Raw genomic sequence first — 19,440 nt, 5'->3', positions numbered from 1 at the left:
TTATCCCTAGGGGGACTTGAACATGCAGATCGACCAGAAGCGCGCGCGGACGGCCGTTGGCGTCGTCCTGGCCTTCGGCCTGTTCGGCGGCGGCGTCCTGCTCGGCCACGCCAGCAACTCGACGTCCACCACCGCCACGCCCGCCCCGCCGCCGGCCACCTCTTCCGGGAGCACGTCCGGCGGCGGGATCGGCCCGGCCCGCGTCGTCTCCGGCGTCCCGGTCGGCTACCAGCACACCCGGTCCGGGGCCCTGTCCGCGGCCGCCAACTACAGCTCGGCCATGGGCTCGCGGGCCATCCTCACCCCCGAGGGCCGGGCCGGGATCGTGTCCGCCATCGCGTCTCCGGACGCGGCCGACCAGATCCGCAAGCAACTCGACCGCGCCGACTCGACGTCGCTCGACCAGTTGCGCAGTGACCAGTCCAGCAAGGTGCCGTACGGCTTCGCCAGCGTGCCGATCGCGGTCAAGCTGGAAGGCGGCGAGCTCCCCGAGGGCGCCACCAGCGCGACGGTGAACGTGTACGCCATCAACTTCATGGCGTCGTCCACGGCGACGGCGGCCGGCGGCTACGGCCAGGCCACGGTCCGGCTGAGCTGGACGAACGGGGACTGGAAGCTGGCCGCCTTCACCACCACCTCGATGCCGGGACCGGTGCCGGTCGGCTACTACGCGCCTTCGACGGGCTGGCAGCCGGCTGACGGGTCGTCGCTGTACGACCTCTCCTCGCAGTTCCGGCGCACGATGACGGACGGGACGGTGCCCACCTATGTCATTCCGTAGCCGCCCCTGGGTGCGGCGCGGTGCCACGCTGACGGTGCTGACGGGCGGCCTGGTCGCCCTCAGCACCGCCCCCGCCTTCGCCTGGTGCGAAGACTGGTGGGAGGTCGTGGGAACGCCTGCGCTGTGCGCGGGAAAAGCCGTCGTCTCCGGTGCGGTTGACGACGCCAAACAGTCCGTCCTCGACGGAATCACGGATGCAATCGTTGACGCGGTGAACTGGATTAGCGGCGCCGTCGGCGACGCCATCACCAGTAGCGGAAAGCCCGACATGGGGGCGGCCTGGTTCAACGAGACGTTTGCCACGACCCGGGGAATCGGCGCGATGTTCGCGCTGATCGCGCTGTTCTGCTCGATCATCTACGCCGCCCTGCACCGGGACGGTCGGGAGATCGGCCGCACGGTCGTGCAGGTGATCACCGCAGGTGTCAGCACTGGCCTGATCGCCACCCTGGTCATGATGGCGAATTCCTTCATGGACTACGTGTGCGACGTGACGTTGGGGACCGACGGCTGGGCGGGTATCACGGACGCCCTGCGGTCGGTCGCCGACAAGATGAATCAGGCAGCGAAGCACAGCAACGACCCGAACATGTTGCAGCTGCCCGCGATGATCACCATTCTTCTCGGCCTGCTGATGATCCTTGCTCTCGGGATCGTCTGGTGCGAAATGCTGATCCGCCGCATGGCCGTGGATCTCTGCGTGGTCTTCTGGCCGCTGGCTGTCTCTGGCAGCGTCTGGAAGGGGTCGAAGCAGTGGCAGCGGCGGCTCCTGGACACGCTGCTGACGGTCGAACTCGCCAAACCCGTGATCGTGATCATCCTCAAGATGGCGAGCAACGCCCTCAAGGGCGCCAACTCGGCGTCCGGTCTGCTCCTGGCCGGTGGCCTGTACGTCGTCGCGGCCGCCGCGCCGTACGTCGTGATGGGCATGATCGGCGTCATCGGCGGTGCGGCGAACCCGGGCGGCACCACGGACGGGATGCGGGCGGCCGGCTTCGGCGGCGTCGCCGGGATGGCCGCCGGCATCAGCGCCATTGCCGGCGGCGCGTCGAAGATGGGCGGCATGATCGGCGGCGGCGGCGGCAAGACGGCCAAGCCCTCGGCGGCCGGCCAGGCCGCGGCGGCCGGCGGTCCTGCTGGTGCGGCGTTCTCCGCGGGCATGGCTGCCCTGCAGACCGCCGCGCGCCCCATGCTGAACGCCGGCCGCAACATGGGCGGCGGCAACCCGGAGTTGCAGGCCGGCGGCGGGGGCGGCAACGGCGGCGCCCTGGAAGGCGGCGTGATCCCCGGTCAGCTCGGCGGCAGCCCCAACCGGCGGGCGCTTCCGCCCGGTGGCTCGGGTGGCGGCAACGGCGGCTCGGGTGGCGGCAACGGCGGCTCGGGCGGCGGCAACGGCGGCCGTCCCGGTGGCGGCTCGGGCGGCGGAACTCCGACCGGCGGCGGTGGCGGCCGCGGCGGCGGATCGTCTCCGGCCGGCGGCGCGGGCCGGTACGCACCGGTGGGGCCGCCGCAACGGCCGAACCCCGCCGTCCACTCCCTGCCCGCCCGGAGGTCGTAGTGTCCGCACAGAACAACACCCCCACCCGGCGCATGTACGAGTTCGGTCCGCGCGAGACGGACGGAATCGTGCTGGGCCTCAACATGGGCGCGATCGTCGTTCTCGGCGGCGCCGCCTTCTTCCTGGTCCGCATGCTGACGTACGGCGTCGGCGGCGTCCTGCTGGGCCTGGCGGTCCTGCTCGTCACCGTGGCGGCCGTGTGGTTCCCGATCGCGGACCGCACGGCCGCACAGTGGGCCCCGATCGCCATCACGTTTTTCGTCCGGACCGCACTCGGCTGGACCAAGTACCGGGGCGGCCCCGCGGTGGAGCTCACCCCCGCCGCCCCCCGCGAGGAAGGGGTGGAACCCATGTACCTGCCCGGCGAACTGGCCGGCACCGAAGTTCTCACCGTGCCTACGGCCGTCGGGAACATCGGCATCGTCAAGGACACGAAACGCCGGACCTACGTGGCGATCATCCGCACCCGGGGCGTGGCCTTCAAGCTCTTGACCCTGGCCGAACAGGACGGCCGGCTGGCGATGTGGGCCGACACCCTCAACTCCATTGCCTACGCCGCGGACGGCATCGTGCGCCTGCAGCTGCTGGACATCACCGTGCCGGACAGCGGCGACTCCCTCACCCGGGAGTGGGCCACCAAGGGGCTGAAAGGCAACTCGACCACCGCCGGCGCCTACGAACTGCTGCTGGACGAAGCACGCCCGGTGACGCAGACCCATGAGAACTACCTGGTGGTGATGCTCGACCCGAGGCGGGCCCGCCGACAGGTCAAGAACCTCGGCGGCGGCGACGCCGGCGCGTGCGCCTACCTGCTGCAGCGGTGCGCGCAGATTGAGGACCAGCTGTCGGCCGCCGGCGTCGTGGTGGAGGGGGCCCTGCCCCCGCGGGCCATCGGGCAGGTGATCCGCACCGCCTACGAACCCGGGAGCCGCTGGAAGCTCGACGCCCGCGGCCCGGTCACCGACGACTCCGGCGGCGCCGCCCCCTCCGAGGCCGGCCCGATGGCCGCGGAAGCTCACTGGAGCCACTACCGCACGGATGACACGTACCACGCCGTGTACTGGGTCTCCGAGTGGCCCCGCAAGCCGGTCGCCGGCACGTTCCTGGAAGACCTGATCCTGCGGACGAACTGCGAGCGAACGCTGTCCATCACCCTGCAGCCGCTCAACCCGCGGCGTGCGGCGGACGAAGTGGCGCGGGCCGAAACCGGCAAGTCCGCCAACCTCGACGTCAAGCGTCGGGGCGGGTTCCGCATGTCGGCCCGGGACGTCCGGGAGGCCGACGCCATCGCCGCACAGGACCAAGCGCTGGCCGACGGCCACACCCTCTTCCGGTTCATGGGCCTGCTGCGGATCTCGGCGCCGTCCGAGGAACTGTTGGACCAAGCGTGCGGAGAGGTGGAGACCCGGGCCCACTCGCTCGTGCTCCGCCGGCTGTACGGCGAACAGGACGTGGCGTTCCCCGCCACCCTGCCGCTGGCCCGCGGCCTGCGTCACGGCCTGGTCGCCGACGTCGGCTGACCCGGCCGCGTACGGTGCCGGCCCCACCAGCGTGGGGACGGTGCCGTACTCGGCCGGATCACCAACCACAGGAGACAGACGTGTTCGGACGTAGCCGGGGGAACCCGGACGAACAGATCACCGTGGCGGCCACCGCCGCCACCCCCAAGCGCAAGCGCACCCGCACCGGACGGGCCGCTGCCGCACCGGAGCGCAAGGCGCCGCGCGGGCTGTCGCTGATGGGCGACGGCTGGGCCCGCCCGGCCGGCGGCCGCACCATGCGGCGGCTGTCCCTGCCCCCGCACCGGGAGTCCACCAGCCTGGTGCAGGCCCTGTACCCGTGGCAGGCGGACGCCGGCGTGGGCGCCCTCGGCCCGCTGGTCGGCCAAAATCTGCTCGGCGGCGGCTCCTTCTGCTTCGACCCGTGGGAGTGGTACGACGCCGGGCTGATCACGAACCCGAACTGGATCACATTCGGTGAGATCGGCTCGCGGAAGTCCACCGAGGTCAAGACGCGCATTGCCCGGTCCTATGAGTTCGGGCGGGGCACCTTCGCCACCGACGTCAAGTCGGAGTACAACGACCTGGCGAGCTTCTTGGGGCACGAACCGATCTTCATCGGGCCCGGCCGCACCGACCGGTTGAACCCCTTCGACATGGGCCCTGGGGGCAATGAGAACCCAAGCGAGGCACAGGCCCGGCAGCTGAACATGCTGCAGGCCCTCGCGGCCGGTGTGCTGCGGCGGGACCTGACCGAGGCGGAGCGGACGCTGTGCCGGATCGCGGTTGCGGAGCTCACCGGGGGCTTCCTGGAGCGGGTCAAGACGACCGACGGCACCGAGACGGTGGCGGCCAGGGCCGGCGACCGGCCCCGGGTGCCGGTGCTGCCGGAAGTCGTGGAAGCGATGCAGCACCCTTCGGAGCGCTCGCTGAGTGAACTGCCGCTGGACCACGGCGAGTTCCGCGCCCGGACGGCAGACCTGATCATGGCGTTTCAGCGGCTGGTGGACGGTGACCTGGCCGGCATGTTCGACGGCGAGACCACCGTGGACGTTGACCCCCGGACGAAATTCCTGGTGGTCAACCTCTCCAGCGTGCTGGCCGAGCGGCGGGACGCCCTGCCGCTGGTGCGGATCTGCGCGTCCGCGTGGCTGCAGTCCGCCATGACGTCGCACCGGATGCCGCGCTATCACATCAGCGATGAAGCGTGGGCGGACATGAACGCCGGCACCCTGCGGTGGTACCAGAGCATGTTCAAGCTCGCCCGGCAGTACGAACTCTCCAACGGCCTGGTGTTCCACAAGCCTGGTGACCTCCTCACCGCGGGCGGCGCCGGCTCGGAGGTGGACCGCGTGGCGTCCAGCCTGATCGCGGACGCCGGCGTGGTGATCTTCTACAGGCAGAAGCCCCAACAGCTCAGCCTCTGCCGCGAGATGTTCGGCGTCACCGACGCTGAGGCGGAGTGGCTGACCCGCCTGCACCCCGGACAGGCCCTGTGGCAGATGGGTGCGGACCGCTCGTTCCTGGTCCAGCACGTCCGGTCCAGCGTGGAAGCGAACTTCACCAACACCGACCCGCGCTCGCTCACCGACGACGCCGACGACGCCGACCAGCACGACGGGGTGGACCTCGACAAGGGCGACGGCGAGCCGGCCGACGCCGAGGGCCTGGACGACGCCGCCGCCTACGAAACCCCGGGCGCCTGGGCCGCCGCGGCCGCCGTCCCGGCTCCGGCGCCGGCCCCGTCGGCGGGCGCCGGTGCCGACTCGGACGGGGTGTACGCCTGATGGCCTCCGACACCAACCCGCAGCAACCGACCGGCGGCCCCGGCGGTGAGCCGGTCTACTTCGTCCTCGGCGCTGCGGTCGTCGTCGCCGCGTTCGTGTGGATGCTGTGGCTGGCCGCCGCGCTGACGGCCGGCCTGTCCGGCCACGGCTGGCACATGGACAGCGCGGCCCGCGGGCTCCCCTTCGCCGGTCACCTCTTCATCAGCCGCGGCGACGTCTCGGGCGCCTGGGCCGAGGGGGCCAGGGCCGGCGAGCTGGGCCCGCTCTGGCTGTTCTGGGTCCTGGTCCTGGTCCTCCTCGTCGTCGTCGCGGTGCCGCTCGTCAAGCTGGCCAACCGCCGCAACCGGCGCCGCACCCGCGGTGCACAGTGGGCCCGGCGTGACCAGGAACGGCCGATGGTCGTTCCGGTCGATCCGGCGAAGCGGCCGTGGCGGCTGACGGCCGGCTGGTCGAAGCGTTCCCGCCGCCTGCTCGCTGGACATGACTGCATGTCGGCAATCGCATTCGGCCCCAACGGCTCCGGAAAGACTGTCTCTCTCGCCGTTCCCAATGCTCTGGAATGGCAGGGACCGGCCATCATCTCGACGGCCAAGGGCCCGGACGTGGAATACATGCTGGCGGCCCGCCGAGCCCTCGGCGACGTCCACATTTTCGCCCCCGCCGGAATGCCCGGATACGTGACCAGCAACTGGTCACCGGTGGACTATTCCACGGATGAGACGACCGCCGCTCTCATGGCCCGGTGGCTGTGCGAGTCGGCCGGAATGGACGATCCGTCGTCTAAGCCCTGGATGATGCAAGCCAGGCAATTCGTCGGCCCGCTCCTGCTGGCCGCCCACAAGTCGGGGCGGGGAGTGGACGCCCTGGTGGAATTCGTCCAGCGCGGCAAGTCTGCCGAGGCGGACGTTCGCCAGATCCTACAGCAGCACGGTTATAAGGAATTCCTCCGCCAGTACACCGGCATTTGGAGCAACCTCCACGCGGACGGCATCGGGTCGGTTCTCTTCACCGCGAACCTGATCATTGACCCGTACTTGAATCCAGTGATCCGGAATTCGGCCAGCAAAAGCGATTTCACCGCCGAGGACATCCTGTCGAAGAATGGCACGGTCTTCATCGTGTCCCCGCCGTCGGAGTCCAAGGCCCTGGCGCCCGTCTGCACGGCCCTCCTGGCGAGCATCCTGCACGCCGCGGAGCGTGAGTACGAACGCGGGAACGCCAACTGGCGGGCGAACGGCGGCAAGCGTCACCGGTTCTTCTTCTGGCGGCGGACCAAGGCGGCACCCAAGCCTCTGGAAAACCGGCTTCTCCTCGACCTGGACGAAGCGGGAAATGTTTTCAAGTACCCGGACCTGGCCAAGGTTTCGTCCACGGCCCGCGGTATGGGTATTCAGCTGCTGGCCATCTTCCACGACTTCTCACAGCTGGTTTCGATGTACGGGGAGCACGACGCCCGAACGATCGTCTCTCAGGCAAAGCTCCGAATTCTGCTGCCGGGTCTCGCCGACGACATGACGTTGAACTACTTTTCCGAGGGCTACGGCCCGACGGTGACTCAGCGAACCTCGTACACCACCGGATCGGACGGCCGCGGTTCGGCGACCACCAGCGACCACGAAACGCCGCTAATCGCCCCGTATCAAATCCGCGAGCTGGAAAAGGGCCAGGCTCTGGTCCAGTACGACAACTTGCCGCCCATGCGGGTCATTCTCCGCAATGCCGAGGCGGACCGGCGACTGCTTGCCCTGGCCAACTGACAGACCGAACGAATTGGAGCACGTCCTGTGAGTGGAGAATTCGACGCCGCGGCGGTGGAGCTGCTGGACAGCCGGGCCGATCACCGGTGGGTCCTCTCCGCGATGGCGCCGGCCGAACGCCGGCAGCTCCTGGAGCGGATGGGGGAGTGGCTGCAGTGGCTGGTGGTGGAGTACGACCACCTGGAGCTCGGCACCCGGATTCCGCCGTGCTGGTACCGGCACCGCGGCGGGCGGAACGTCCTCCTCGCGCTCTACGTCGGGTGGGTCCGCACCTACGTGGAGCCGACGGACAGTCAGAGGGAGAACGCCCTGATCGAGTGGGACGACGCCCTCAACCGGGTGGCCGGCCGCCTGAAATTCGCGGTGGAGTGCCTGGAGAACGGGGAGCACGTGGAGCCGCACACCACGCGGGAGCCGTGGAAGGTGGACGACGGGTTCCGGGTGTGGCTCGCCACCGACCCGATGGCCACCGCCGAGGCGGACCACCCGGCCCCGTACTACCAGACCCGGCCCAAGGCGGGGCCCGGTGGCCTGCCGTCGGCCCCGCCGCCGCGGGCGCCGAGGCTGCCGGCCGCGCCGCCGTCCACCTCGGCGCCGGCCGAGGCGCCGCCGGCTCCGTCGGCCGCGGCCTCGCCGCTCGCCCCGTACCTCCCGAGCGCGCTGCCGGTCGCCGAGATGCAACAGCGGCTCGCCGACGGCTCGGCCCGGCCGGTGGAAGGGGTTCCCGGCGCGGTGCTGTTCTCCGGTTCCTGGTGGCTGGCCGCCGGCGACGGTGCACAGTTCGTCCGGCTCGACCCGAGCAACCCGCAGCACGTGGACACCATCCGGCAGTTGGACGCCGCCAGGGCCTCCCTGGTGTAGTCGAGTGCCGGCCCGCCGCGGTCGGCAGGAAGTAGGTAGACGTGAACGGCTTCGTCCCCGCGTTCCCCGTCCAGCACTCCACGCCGACCGTGCACCCGGTGGTGGCCGCGCTCGCCTTCGCCGTCAAGGTGCTGGGCTGGCTGCTGCTGGCCGCCGTCTGCGTCCTGGTGCTCATGGTCGTGGTGGCCGTCCGCGCCTTCGTCCCCATCCTGCGGGCGTCCAGTAGCAGCAACCACCGGCGGTGGTGACCGGCGCTCGACCGCACGAAGCGGCCCCCCTCGATGCCGAGGGGGGCCGCTTCGCGTCCGTCACCTGCTGATGCCCTGGCCTGCCTCCACCTCGGCGCCCGTGCTGGGTTCGGGAATCGACGCCTCGGCGGCCCGGCCGGCGGCGACGCTCGCCACCGCGGCGGCCGCCACCGCCACGGTGGCCGCGGTGGCCACGACGTCCGAGGCGGCAGTGGTCCGCTCCTCGTCCTCGGCCTTGCCCCGCTCGGGAGACAGGCCCCGGCGGGTGCCGGCCTCGGTCTCCAGCTGGTCGTACTCCTCGGCCCGGTCCTCGGCCCACTGGGTGAGGCGGTCCGCCTCGCCGTGCTTCTTGTGGGCGTCCTGCACATCGCTCGCTCGGGCGGTGTCCAGCATCTGCGGCAGCTCGCGGTCCATCACCAGCCAATCGCGGTACGCGGACTCCCTGGTGGCTCCGGGTCCGGCCGCGCGCTCTAGCTCGATGCGCCGCGAGTCGAGTTCGGCGAGCCGAGGGCCGGTGTTCTCGATGTAGTCGCTCAGCTGGGTGACGCGCTCCTGCAGCTCGCGCCGCGCTTCACCGCGCACCGCCGGCACCAACCCGAACCACGCCCGTTCCCGTAGCCGGGCCTCGGCGACGGCGAGCCGGCCCCGCAGCACGTCCGGCGTCTGGTCGCCGAATCCGCCCGTCTGCCGCACCTGCCGGTACTCCTGGTCCAGTGCGGCCAGGCCGTCGATCGCTGCGGCACGGGTGCGCACGGTCTCGTACCGCTCCTGCACGGCGGTGACGCCGGGGCCCCGGCGGGAGCGGGCCACCTCCAGCGCGACGGTGGCGGACTCCCGCGCGCTGCGGGCGACCACCGCGGCGCGGGTGGCCTCGGCGCGGGCCTCGGCGGTCCGCCGCTGCAGGTCCGCCTCCGGCACCGCGCCGTGCGGCCGGTTCTGCCACCGCGGTACCCCGTCGTCCCGTGGGGTGACCCGCTCCCGCGCGGCCGCCGCGGCGGCCGCGGACACGACGGCGGCGACGTCGGCCGCGGGGGTGGCGACGGTTGACGGGGTGGTCTCCGCGGTGGTCCGGGGGGGCAACTCCTGATTGATGCGCCACGTCATCAGCGCGGGCACGGACCGGACGCTGGACGTCGGCGGACCCTGGTCGAGTGCCCGGCCGAGGGCCGACACCGGGTCGTAGCCGGCTCGCTCGACGCGGGCGAGCGTGGCGCCGAGGGCGGCCCACGCCGGATCGGCCAGCACGCCGTCAGCTCGGGTGCCGAACACTGCCCGGACCACCTGTTCGTACTGCTCGTACTGCTCGACTCCTGCCACGTGCTGCCCCCTTCAACGGGTGGTCGTCAGATGCTGCGGCCGCGGTCCTCGTCGGCTTCCCGGTCCCACTCGGGGGCCTGGTCGTAGCCGTACGCCGCGGCGTCGTGCTCGCTGCTGGTGCGGGCCGGGTTGGCCACGCTGAGGCGGGCGGCCGTCCGCTGCACCTGCTCGGTGAGCGAGTCGGCGGCGGGCAGCCCGGCCCGGATGCGCTGTTCCTCGGTGAGCGTGCCGGCCTGACCCTGTGCCTGGGCGGCTCGCTGCTGCAGGGAGCGCGCGGTGGCGGTGGCCAGGGCGGCGTCCTGCTGATCGCTGGTACGGGCCTGGGCGAGCATCTGCGGCAGTGCCTGGGCGGTGGTCTGCCACTGCTGGGCGGCGCCCGGCCGGCTGCCGATCGGGCCGGCGAGCCGGTTCAACTTCTCCCGCTGAATGTCCAGCTCGACCATACGCCGGTTGGCCTGCTCCAACTGGCTGCGGATCTCCGCGGCCTCGGCGGCGGCGCGCTCGCGCGGGCCTCGCCGGCGCGCGTCCATACCGGCCTCGGCGGCCGCGAGTCGGGCCCGGAGCTCGACCGTGGCGGCGCCGGCGTCCTCGTAGATCGGGGCGAGCTCGGCCAGGGCCTCCACTGCCGCGGCACGCTGCTGCAGGGCATCGGCCTGGGTCTGGACGGCCTGCACCGCGGGGCCGGTGCCGGCGGCTGCCGCGGCCTCCTTCGCCTCGGCCAGGACGGCCGCGGCCTCGGCGGCCGCGGCGGCCTGCTGAGCCTGATTCATCGCCATGGTGTGCGCACTCTCCAGCTCCTCGTCCGTGAGGTCACCGTGCAGTCGCTCCCGCCACGTCGGGCGGCGCTCGGCCTGGTCCTGCTGCGGCTCGACGTCGGCGCCGTCGGCGCTCGCCACGGCGTCCGGCTCGGCGAGCTCGGCGGCCTGCTCCTGGTCCTCGGCGGCGGCCTGGGCCAAGTCGTGCGCCGTCTCCAGCTCCTCGTCCGTCAGCTCGACGGGAGGCCGCTCGACGCGCACCGGGCGGCGCTCGAACCCGTCCGCCTCGGCCTCGGCCTCGACGTCGGCGACCGCCTCGACGGCCACCGCGGCGTCCGGCTCGGCGAGCTCGGCGGCCTCCTCGGCGGCGAGCCGCGCGGCCTCCTGCTCGGCCGCCTCCTGCTCGGTGTCCACCTCGCGCTCGACGCGCACCGGGCGGCGCTCGAACCGGTCCGCCTCGGCCTCGGCCTCGGCGTCGGCAACCGCCTCGACGGCCACCGCGGCGTCCGGCTCGGCGAGCTCGGCGGCCTCCTCGGCGGCGAGCCGCGCGGCCTCCTGCTCGGCCGCCTCCACCTCGCGCTCGACCCGCCACGCAAGCACCGCCGGCAGGTTCTCAACGTCCGTCAGGGGCCGGCTGGCCATCGCACGGTCCAGCGCTTCGGCGGGGTCCACCCCGGCCTCGGCGGCGGCGGCCAGGGCCTCGTCCAGCACCGCGTACGCCGGGTGGTCCAGCACGTCGTCCGCGTCCACGGCGTGCTCGGCCAGGGCCTCGCGCACGGCCTCGGCGAACGCCGGCTGAGGCGGCGTCGGCACCGTGGCGGGCACCGTGGCGGTGGCGGCCGCGGCGGCCGGCTCGCCGACGGCGGGCGGCGCGGTGAGCGGTTCCAGCGTCTCGCCAAGCTCCGTGATGATCAGGGGCTCTTGGCCGTCGTTGGCGTCCAGCTGGGCGGCGAACGCTGCCACGGCGCGGTCCATCGCTGCGGCGTCGGTCTCCGGGTCGCCGAGGGTGATACGGGTCTGTTCGTCCTCCATGTCGGCCCGCGGGAGGAACAGTCGGGTGGACACCTTGTCACGCGACATGGCGGTGTAGGCGCCGTTCGCTGCCAGACCCGGCCCGTACACCAAAGCGTCCGCGACGGTCAGACCCTGGGCCTTGTGCACGGTCATGGCGAGCCCGTGGGAGAGGCCACCGCCGGCGATGTACGAGGACTCCAGCCACTCGCGGACAAGACGGTGGCCGCCGTCGTTCGTCTTCTCGCGCCACTCGACCAGTGCGCGCCGCTGGTCGTCCAGCTCGACCACCACGCCGCGGAAGCCGTTAAGGACGTCGGCGCTCTCGGAACCGCGCCACGACCGGTAGTCGTTGCGGCGGATCATGACGATATCGCCGGTGGTCAGGGCGAGCGTTCCGCCGCCGGCCAACTTGTACTCGACGTCCTGGCCGGTGAGCTCGCCAAGCTCGCGCCGGATCGCGCGGGCGGCGGTGTTGAGCTCGTCCACGGTGGCGTTCGTCGCAGCCAGCATCAGGGTGTTGGCGATCTGGTCGTGCACGCCTTCTTGCGGGTTCCGGAGCTCCTGCCAGGACACCAGCATGGCCGCCATGGCCTCCTGCCGGGTGTCCGTGACGGTGATGCGGCCGCGGTCCGCGTAGGCGCGCAGAGCCTCGCGCCGCTCGCCGTCGCGCCACATCTGCAGCGCGGCCCGCTCGACGGCATCGCGCTGCCGGTAGTTGGTGGACAGGGTGTGCCCGCCGACCACCTGGTGAACTGCCGCGAACGCGCCGCCGACGCCCGGTGACTGCAGCTGCAGCGGGTCACCAATGCCAACAACCTTGGTCCCGGTCGCGGCCGCGTGGGTGAGAAGTTCGGCCAGCTGCCGGTCATCGACCATGGCGGCCTCGTCCAGCACAAGCACGTCCACCCCGACCAGTCCGCGGGTGCCGCCGCTCTGCCGGATGCGCTGCAGCAACAGCGCGACGGTGCTGGACTGGATGCCCGCTTCCGCCCGCAGGTTCGCGACTGCAACTGCCGCCGTGGAAGCGCCGAGGACCACGCGGCCCTGAGCCTCCCACGCCATGCGGGCCACCTCCATGATGGTGGTCTTGCCCGCGCCGGCGACGCCCACCACGGCGTCCACGCCGTGCCCGTCTACCAGGATGCGCCGCAGTACAGCGAGCTGTTCGCCGGACAGTGCGAACTCGGGATTGTCGGCCCGCTGAATGGTCTGGTAGGTGGACACAGCCATGGCGAAAGTGGGTTCATCCACCACGGCGGTGTTGCTGTTGAACCGGTTCCGGGCCTCCCCGAGGATCGTCCGTTCGGCGGTCACAATGTCCGCCGTGGTGTACCTCGCGGTGTTGCTGAGGTGGCCGGGCAGCTTCTCGTCTAGGCGAATCGTCAGGCCCCGGTGGGCCAGCACGCGGTCCGTCAGCTCCTCGACCTGGGCGAGGCTGTGCACGCCGTGGGACACGGCGTCGGCGACAGCGGCCAGGGCCTCGGCGCGGGTGAAATCCTTCCGGTGGCTGGTCAGTCCCTCGTCGGTGCGGAACACCCATCGGGCGACGGCATCGACGTCCGAAGGATCGCGGGGCAGCTGCACCAACTCGGGCTCGCCGGTCGGCGGCGTCGGCGGGGCCAGGACGGCGCCGATGATGGCGGCGGGGTCGTGGTCGGCGGCCCTGGCCTCGGCCTGCCAGTAGCTCCGCAGCGTCGAATCCGAGGCGGCCACGGCCTGCTCGTCCTTGCGCCCGGCGACGGCCGCGGCGGCCGCCTTCTGCTGGGCACTGGTGGTCTCCTCGAACGGGATGCCGAGGGCTTCAAAAAGCTTCCGAACCTCGGCGGAGCGCTTGCTGAAAAGCGTCACGGTCTCGTCCGGGATACCGGTGATCTGCCAGACGTCCGTGTCGGCGTTGCGGTGCCACTCGAACCCCCAACGCTCATGGGTCACGGCCCGGACTCGGGCCTGCATGAGACTGTCGATCGCTCGCGCGTGGCGGTACAAGTCGCGGCCGCCGGCCGCAATCGTGCTCCACTTCCCGTCTTCGCCGTGGCCGAGGTTGGCGAGCGTCACGTGGCCGTGCAGGTGCGGGTCACCGTAAGGTGCGTCGCCGACTGGACGGGCGGCCCTGTGGAAGTTCACCCACCCCATGAGTCCGCTGTTCTGGACGCGCTCGGCGGCCTCGCCGTCTCCGTGGTGGCCGCGCATCCCGTACGCCGTCCACTCCTCGGCAGCGCTCACCGACTCCACCAGCGAGCTGGTGAACACGCCTTCCAGTTCGGCGGCGAACTCGCCCTCTGCGAACGCCAGGGCGACGCTGAACGACTTGGGCATGGTGATGGTCAAGTCAAAGCCCTGGTTGCCGACCTGCACGCGCGTGTTCTCGTGCTGCAGGGCCTTGTCCATGGCGGCCTGCCCGTACAGCTCGATGGTGTCGAGTGCCAGGGCATCGGCGAGCTTGGCAACGTCGCCGAGGCGGACCCGGTGGGCGTCGCCGAGGCGGTGCACCCCGCGCTCCATCCGGCCATACGCGGCGCGCTTGCGCTCGCTGTCGAACAGCTCGGCGGGCTCCACGCCGCGCTCGGCGGCAACCTGCTGGATGGCCTCGACCAGCGGCCGGGCGGCCAACTTCCCGCGGGCGTCCACGGCCATTTTCGGCTCCACCAGCGTCTCGCCGGTGAGCGGGTGTACGCCCTTCATCATGGCGCGGGCCATGTCGAACTGCTCGTGGGTCAGCTCGCTGCCTGGGGTGATGCCGAACTCGCGCAACCCGCTGCCAATCCACATCAGCGGGCGTTCGTTGAGATCCATCCGGTAGGCGATCCGGGGATCGGCCTCCGCCTCGGCGGCGGCCTGCAACTCCTCGCCGTAGACCTCGGCAGGGTCACCCGCGCCGGCCGACTTCATCAGACCCTGAATCGTGCTCGGCTTGATGCGGTACGACTCGCCCCGGACGTCGGCCTGGGCGGCGACTCGACCCCAAATCTGTCGCTGCCGGTCGCTGCCGAACAGCTCGGCCGGCTCCACGCCGAGGGCCTGGGCGTGCGCCCGGATCGCCTCGACCGTGGGGCCGGCCGGGACCAAAGAGGCGTCGGACGTCGCGCACCCATGCAGGCCCGTCAGGCGGTATTCCACCTGGGCCTCGCTGGGTCCGATCGCCGTCACGTACGCCACGGGTCTACTCCGCTGCCATCACTGCAGTTCGCACGATGTACCGGATCGTCTCGTGGGTGTCCGTCGGGGCGCCCTTGACGTACTCCTCAAAGGCGCCGAGCCATCCCGCGGGCACCTGCTCGGCGTGCTCCTGGAGCACGCGCAACGCGGTCTCGTCGTACAGCGCGGCCACCCACTCGGCCACGGTCTCGGCGCTGGAACCGGAGAGGCCAGCGGCCAACAGGTAGGCCCGGAGCACGAAGCGCGCGTTCTCCTCAAAGAACGCCGATTCGGCCGACTGGGAGCCGTCGCTGATCACAGCGCGGGCGTACAGATCGGCCTTCACCGGGTCCGCGCACTCGCGGATCTTCTCCGGCCCCAACAGGGCCCCGATCCTGGTTGCGGTTGCCACGTCTGTGTCCCCTTCCCAATCCATGATCAACAAGCGGAGCGTATCGTCACGAAGTGACGATACCTTAGCACTGTAAACGATCTTGTATCTTTTGGCCTTTGTCCTGGCCTCAGCCATCGCTGAGGGTCTGTCCGTCCTGTAGGAACCGTTAGAAACGGTGGGCTGACCACCACGCCGTACCGTCGAACTCGGCACGGACGGGCAGGTGGAACCTGGGCGGTGACGTCCGGCTGGTCGGCCGTCACGTGCGGAAGTCGCACGCCGGTAAGGAGCCGATGTACCTCGGCCTGGACGGGCGGCCAAGAATGTGCCGCCTCGGGTGCCGGCTGCGGGCTACCATCAGCCCATGGCAGACACGAATGGAACACTGACGGTCGCTGAGATGCGCCGCCGCCGTCGGGAGCGGGATGCGGTGGAGAACCGCGTCAAGGACCTGACGGACGCCCTGGTGGTCAACACTCGGTCCGCGGCCGCCGACGCCGCCGCCGCCAAGGCTGCGGCCGACACTGCCGCCGCCGAGGCGCTGGCCCTCGCGGTCCGACTCCACGGCTCCGCGGACGACGTGGCAGAGCTGACAGACATTCCCCTGGCAGAGGTGGAACGCGCGGTGAAGTCGGTCACCGCTGCTCGGGTCAAGGAACTGCGCGAGGAACTGCGCGCCAAGGCGGAAACCAAGGTGGCCGGCACCCGCCGCCGCGGCACCCCCGCGGCCGCCGCCGGCGCCGAGGCCGAGGGCGGCGACGACTCGTCGTCGGCCGACCTGCCGGGCCAGGACTCCACCGGCCCGGACGGCGCCGCCGAGGCGGCCGCGGCAGCTTCCGTTAGCTGACCCGTGGCCGGGCAGGTGAACCCCCGCCGGGGCTGCTCCGCACAACTGCGGATCGGCCCCGGCTGCGCCGTGCTTGGTGGCCGCGGCGGTGGTTGCTGATGGCCGCTCTGGGGCCGTGGCTGTGCCCGCCGTTCACCGACGCCGAGACGTGGCGGCGGTTCACCGAAAAGGTCGTCCGGACGTCCGGCTGCTGGATCTGGATCGGCGCCGTCTCGGACGGGTACGGCATGTTCCACAACGCCGCGAATCAGCTGCTTGGTAGGAAGTCGCCGACGGTCCGCGTGTCCCGCTTCCTCTGGGAGGCGTACAACGGGCAGATGCACGCAACGCGCGTCGTCCTCCACGAGTGTGATACCCCGCTGTGTGTGCGCTACGAACCGGGGGCACAACACCTGACGGTTGACACTCAATCGGCCAACCTGCAGATGGCTGCGGCCCGCGACCGGATCACCAACGGCTCGCGCCTCGGCCGGGCGGATCTGAGGGGGCAGCACCAACAGTCCCTCGCCATTCGGGCCGCGATGCTCGCGGCCGTCGCCGAGGGCATCACCGACCCGGACCGCCTGGCGGAAGTCCTCGCCGCGGTCATCGCCAAAGGCGACCCGTTCGCCGCGCAACTTCCACTGTTCTGAGCCGACCGCCCCCGCGGTCCTCACACACCGCGGCCTGCCCTCGGCCGGCCGCCCACCAGAGGGGGAACGATGGATGAAACCGCACCGCCGACGGCGACCACACAGCCGCTGAATCCGGGCGGTCTAACGGATGCTGAACGGCTCCTGGTCACCGACCTGCACAACGCGGTGTCGATGCTCGGCGACCCGCCGCCGGGGCGCCGGTACGTGAACGTCTTCGCGCTCCTCCTGGACGTCGGCCGGCTGTTCACCCCGCGGCCGTGGCCGGGCGGACCGCCGCCCGGGGAACCGGGCCGCTGCTACGTCGAATCGGCCTCCTGGGCCTGGGGTTCACCCGACGGGTTGGCGTATGTGGAAGGGGTCACCTGGACCGGCTTCTACCCGCTCGAACACGCCTGGTGCGGCAGCACGGACGGCCTGGTGCTCGATCCCACCTGGCCCGACCCGGGGGCCGCCTACCTCGGGGTGCCGGTGCGGCCCGACGCCGCCTCGGCGCTGATGGGCAAGCACGGGGAACCGCTGCTGGCGTACGGCGCCGTCTGCCGGGAGTGGCTGCAAACCGGGGTGCCCGGCGAGCTGCTGGTGGACGTCGGCCGGCGGATACCGGCGGAGCTGATCCGCCCGACTCTGCAGGGCCTCTGACGGCCCGTCCGCACCACCAGTGAGGCACCCGTGAACAGCGACCAGATCACCCCCGCCGCCCCGGTCTTCGGCGGCGTCCCTGTTGGCACCGCGGCGCTGGTCGGAGCCCCCGACGGTGCCCCGTTCGGCACGGTCCCGGTGGGGGTGCCGACGCCGCCTCGACCGCACCGACCGCCGGCGCCTGCAGCTGCTCCGCCGGTGCCTCGACCACCGGCCGCGGCTGGGCCTATTCGACGGCGGGCCGGCCTGCTCTCCTTCGCCCCCGTGCTGGCCTTCCCGCTGGTGCTCCTGGTGGCCGCCGAGGCGGGCGAGCTCAACCGGCCGGACGTGCCGGTGCTGCAGTCGGCGGCGGGGCTGTGGCAACCCCTGACGGTCACCCCGACGTCTGCGGCCGCGCCGTCGGCCACCCCGGCCTCGACGGCAACCGCTGTGCCGGTGCCCGCGGCGCCGACCGCGCCCCCTGCAGCCGACCCGGCGGCCGCCGAGGGGGACCGGAGCGAGCCGGACGCCGAGGCGGTGCCCTCGACGGCGGGCACCTCGTCCAAGCGGCCTCGGCCCACCCGTCCGTCCACCGGCGCCGCCAGGCCGCCGGCACGCCCCGCACAGCCGGCTCCGGCTCCGCCTGCCGGCGGCCCGGTGGTGCCGCTGCCGGGCGGTGGCTCGGGCGGGCTGTGCACCGCCGCGCAACAGGCTGGGCAGTTGCCCCCGAGTCTGCTGCAGCTCTGCCACTCGATGTACGGCTGACCAAGACATGAAAGGGGCGCCCCCGATGGCCGACACGTTCCCGCGCACTGACGAATGGGTGACCAGAACTCCGGACATGGACGCCGTGGTGGACTCGGCTTCAACTGGCTGGTGGTACCCGGTCGCCGTCCTGCTGATTTTGACGGTCAGCATGCTGATCGTCAGGGACAGTCGCACCGGTTGGAGCGGCCCACGGGCCTGGCTGGTCCCCGCCGCTGCCGGCCCGGTCATGCTGCTGGTGCCGCTCGCCGGTCGGCTGCTTCTCGGTGGCCCGCTGGTCGTCAGCCTCTGGTGGCAGTGTGCAGTGTCGGCCTGCGTGGTCGGCGGGCTGGTCGCCGCCGTGCTCACCGTGTGGGGCCTTCGCCGCTCCCGCGAGCCGGTCAGCTTCCGTTAGATCCGCGCCCGGGAAGGCGAGAGGGCCGGCCACCGCACTGTGCGGTGGCCGGCCCTCTGCCGTGGTGCGGAACGCTACGCCGCTTGCTCTCCGCTCGGCAGCGCGCGGGCTCCGGCCTCGCGGGCGGACTCGGCGGCCCGCTCGAACTGGGCGGCGGCCCCGGCGGCCTGGCCAACCAGGGACGCGACTTCGGCGGCCGACAGCTCGTCGGAAGCCGTCCGGGCAACCAGCGTCAACACGTCGTCGCTGTCGGCGGTCAGCTGCTGGGCCTGGCGCCACTCGTTGAACTTCGCGTCCGCCTCGGCCACCTGCTCGGCGTAGGTCTCCAGCCCGACCACCCGCCGCTCGATCCCCTGCAGCGCGGTCGCCAGGGCGGCGGCGCGGGCGTCCTTCGCGTCGGCGAGCCGCGGGCCGGCGGCCTCCTCGGCGGGGACGGCCTGGACTAGCCGGCTGTGCTCGGCCAGGGCCTCGGCCACCGCCCACACCTGGGCCGGCAGGGACACGGTGTTGCGCTGGCGGTCGATCACGTCGGCGGCATGCACGGCGCTCGCCAGGACGGCGGCCGCCGCGGCCTGGGCCCGGCCCAGCATCGCCCGGTCCGCCTCCGTCAGCTGCTCGGGCAGCACGTAGTGGCCGGCGGCCTCCTCGAACAGCCGGTGGTCCTCCGCGTCCGCCCGGCGGGCCTGCTGCACTTGGAGCCACTGCCACGCCAACCACCCCGCCGAGGCGAGGAACAGCAGCACCAACGCGAAGCACAGCAAGTCGGTGACGAACGCTGCGCCGTCCTGGGCCTTCTCGGTGATGCTGCCGGGGCGGGCGTCCACGTGCTCCTGCCCGCGCACAATCGGAATCGTGATGGCCGCGGCCGCGCCCGAAAGGACGGTGGCGGCCGCCGAGGGGACGACGGACGGCCGCGCGTCGGTGGGCCTCGGCGGGAGGTACAGGCCGGTGGCGATTCGGTCGCCGATGAACGCCCGAACGTCGGCGCCGGCCTCCGGGTCGATCGCCACCACGGCAGCCTGCTGCCGGTCGGGCTGGTTGCTGGTCATGGTCTGCTCCCTGGTCGGGTTCTGGT

Annotated in this window: 16 protein-coding genes; 12 read left to right on the top strand and 4 right to left on the bottom strand. The window is 72.0% G+C overall.

Annotation, left to right across the window (positions count from 1 at the left end):
* The first annotated feature begins 22 nt into the window (after positions 1–22).
* The 7 genes from ABT238_RS33970 to ABT238_RS33940 all read left to right on the top strand — a co-directional run bounded on the left by ABT238_RS33970 (position 23) and on the right by ABT238_RS33940 (position 8,491).
* Positions 23–781, top strand: a complete 759-nt coding sequence (locus ABT238_RS33970; RefSeq protein WP_350803528.1) for a DUF8175 domain-containg protein — start codon at positions 23–25, stop codon at positions 779–781.
* Positions 768–2,339: a hypothetical protein gene (locus tag ABT238_RS33965; protein ID WP_350803524.1), complete on the top strand. Its 1,572-nt coding sequence runs from the start codon at positions 768–770 to the stop codon at positions 2,337–2,339. Before ABT238_RS33970 ends, ABT238_RS33965 begins: the two co-directional genes overlap by 14 nt.
* Complete coding sequence (locus ABT238_RS33960; RefSeq protein ID WP_350803519.1) at positions 2,339–3,859, top strand: SCO6880 family protein; 1,521 nt, start codon at positions 2,339–2,341, stop codon at positions 3,857–3,859. Before ABT238_RS33965 ends, ABT238_RS33960 begins: the two co-directional genes overlap by 1 nt.
* A gap of 80 nt (positions 3,860–3,939) precedes the next feature.
* Positions 3,940–5,625, top strand: a complete 1,686-nt coding sequence (locus ABT238_RS33955; protein WP_350803512.1) for a putative type IV secretion/conjugal transfer ATPase — start codon at positions 3,940–3,942, stop codon at positions 5,623–5,625.
* Positions 5,625–7,382 carry a type IV secretory system conjugative DNA transfer family protein gene (locus ABT238_RS33950; protein ID WP_350803507.1) on the top strand — a complete coding sequence of 586 codons (1,758 nt, stop codon included), beginning with the start codon at positions 5,625–5,627 and terminating at the stop codon, positions 7,380–7,382. The genes ABT238_RS33955 and ABT238_RS33950 overlap by 1 nt, the downstream gene beginning before the upstream one ends.
* Before the next feature lie 27 nt (positions 7,383–7,409).
* The gene (locus ABT238_RS33945; RefSeq protein WP_350803498.1) at positions 7,410–8,243 is read left to right on the top strand and encodes a hypothetical protein; all 834 of its coding nucleotides are present in this window, start codon (positions 7,410–7,412) and stop codon (positions 8,241–8,243) included.
* Between the two features lie 41 nt (positions 8,244–8,284).
* A complete protein-coding gene (locus ABT238_RS33940; RefSeq protein ID WP_350803494.1) occupies positions 8,285–8,491 on the top strand; it encodes a hypothetical protein in 207 nt (68 codons plus the stop codon).
* 60 nt (positions 8,492–8,551) lie between these two features.
* Here the strand turns inward: ABT238_RS33940 and ABT238_RS33935 are convergent, their stop codons facing one another.
* Genes ABT238_RS33935 through ABT238_RS33925 form a run of 3 tightly spaced genes read right to left on the bottom strand, consistent with a single transcriptional unit; the run spans position 8,552 to position 15,241 of the window.
* The gene (locus ABT238_RS33935) at positions 8,552–9,808 is read right to left on the bottom strand and encodes a hypothetical protein (protein WP_350803491.1); all 1,257 of its coding nucleotides are present in this window, start codon (positions 9,806–9,808) and stop codon (positions 8,552–8,554) included.
* A gap of 26 nt (positions 9,809–9,834) precedes the next feature.
* Positions 9,835–14,733 (bottom strand): MobF family relaxase, encoded by a 4,899-nt coding sequence (mobF, locus tag ABT238_RS33930; RefSeq protein WP_350803485.1) that lies wholly within the window; start codon positions 14,731–14,733, stop codon positions 9,835–9,837.
* 4 nt (positions 14,734–14,737) lie between these two features.
* Positions 14,738–15,241, bottom strand: a complete 504-nt coding sequence (locus tag ABT238_RS33925) for a hypothetical protein (RefSeq protein WP_350803478.1) — start codon at positions 15,239–15,241, stop codon at positions 14,738–14,740.
* A gap of 229 nt (positions 15,242–15,470) precedes the next feature.
* Between ABT238_RS33925 and ABT238_RS33920 the strand changes: the two genes are divergently transcribed.
* The 5 genes from ABT238_RS33920 to ABT238_RS33900 all read left to right on the top strand — a co-directional run bounded on the left by ABT238_RS33920 (position 15,471) and on the right by ABT238_RS33900 (position 18,365).
* On the top strand, positions 15,471–15,953 hold the full coding sequence (locus ABT238_RS33920) for a hypothetical protein (RefSeq protein WP_350803472.1): 483 nt from the start codon (positions 15,471–15,473) through the stop codon (positions 15,951–15,953).
* Between the two features lie 98 nt (positions 15,954–16,051).
* Entirely contained in the window at positions 16,052–16,585 is a 534-nt protein-coding gene (locus ABT238_RS33915; RefSeq protein ID WP_350803470.1) for a hypothetical protein, read from the top strand.
* A 69-nt stretch (positions 16,586–16,654) separates the two neighbouring features.
* A complete protein-coding gene (locus ABT238_RS33910; RefSeq protein WP_350803466.1) occupies positions 16,655–17,227 on the top strand; it encodes a hypothetical protein in 573 nt (190 codons plus the stop codon).
* A 198-nt stretch (positions 17,228–17,425) separates the two neighbouring features.
* On the top strand, positions 17,426–17,971 hold the full coding sequence (locus ABT238_RS33905) for a hypothetical protein (protein ID WP_350803462.1): 546 nt from the start codon (positions 17,426–17,428) through the stop codon (positions 17,969–17,971).
* Positions 17,972–17,996: 25 nt separating this feature from the next.
* Positions 17,997–18,365, top strand: a complete 369-nt coding sequence (locus ABT238_RS33900; RefSeq protein WP_350803458.1) for a hypothetical protein — start codon at positions 17,997–17,999, stop codon at positions 18,363–18,365.
* 74 nt (positions 18,366–18,439) lie between these two features.
* On the opposite strand, the gene ABT238_RS33895 is transcribed toward ABT238_RS33900, so the two are convergent.
* A complete protein-coding gene (locus ABT238_RS33895; protein WP_350803455.1) occupies positions 18,440–19,414 on the bottom strand; it encodes a hypothetical protein in 975 nt (324 codons plus the stop codon).
* Between the last annotated feature and the right edge of the window lie 26 nt (positions 19,415–19,440).

It is taken from the genome of Kitasatospora sp. NPDC001527, assembly GCF_040298605.1.
Taxonomy (GTDB): domain Bacteria; phylum Actinomycetota; class Actinomycetes; order Streptomycetales; family Streptomycetaceae; genus Kitasatospora.
This window is presented reverse-complemented; position numbering and strand designations above follow the sequence as displayed.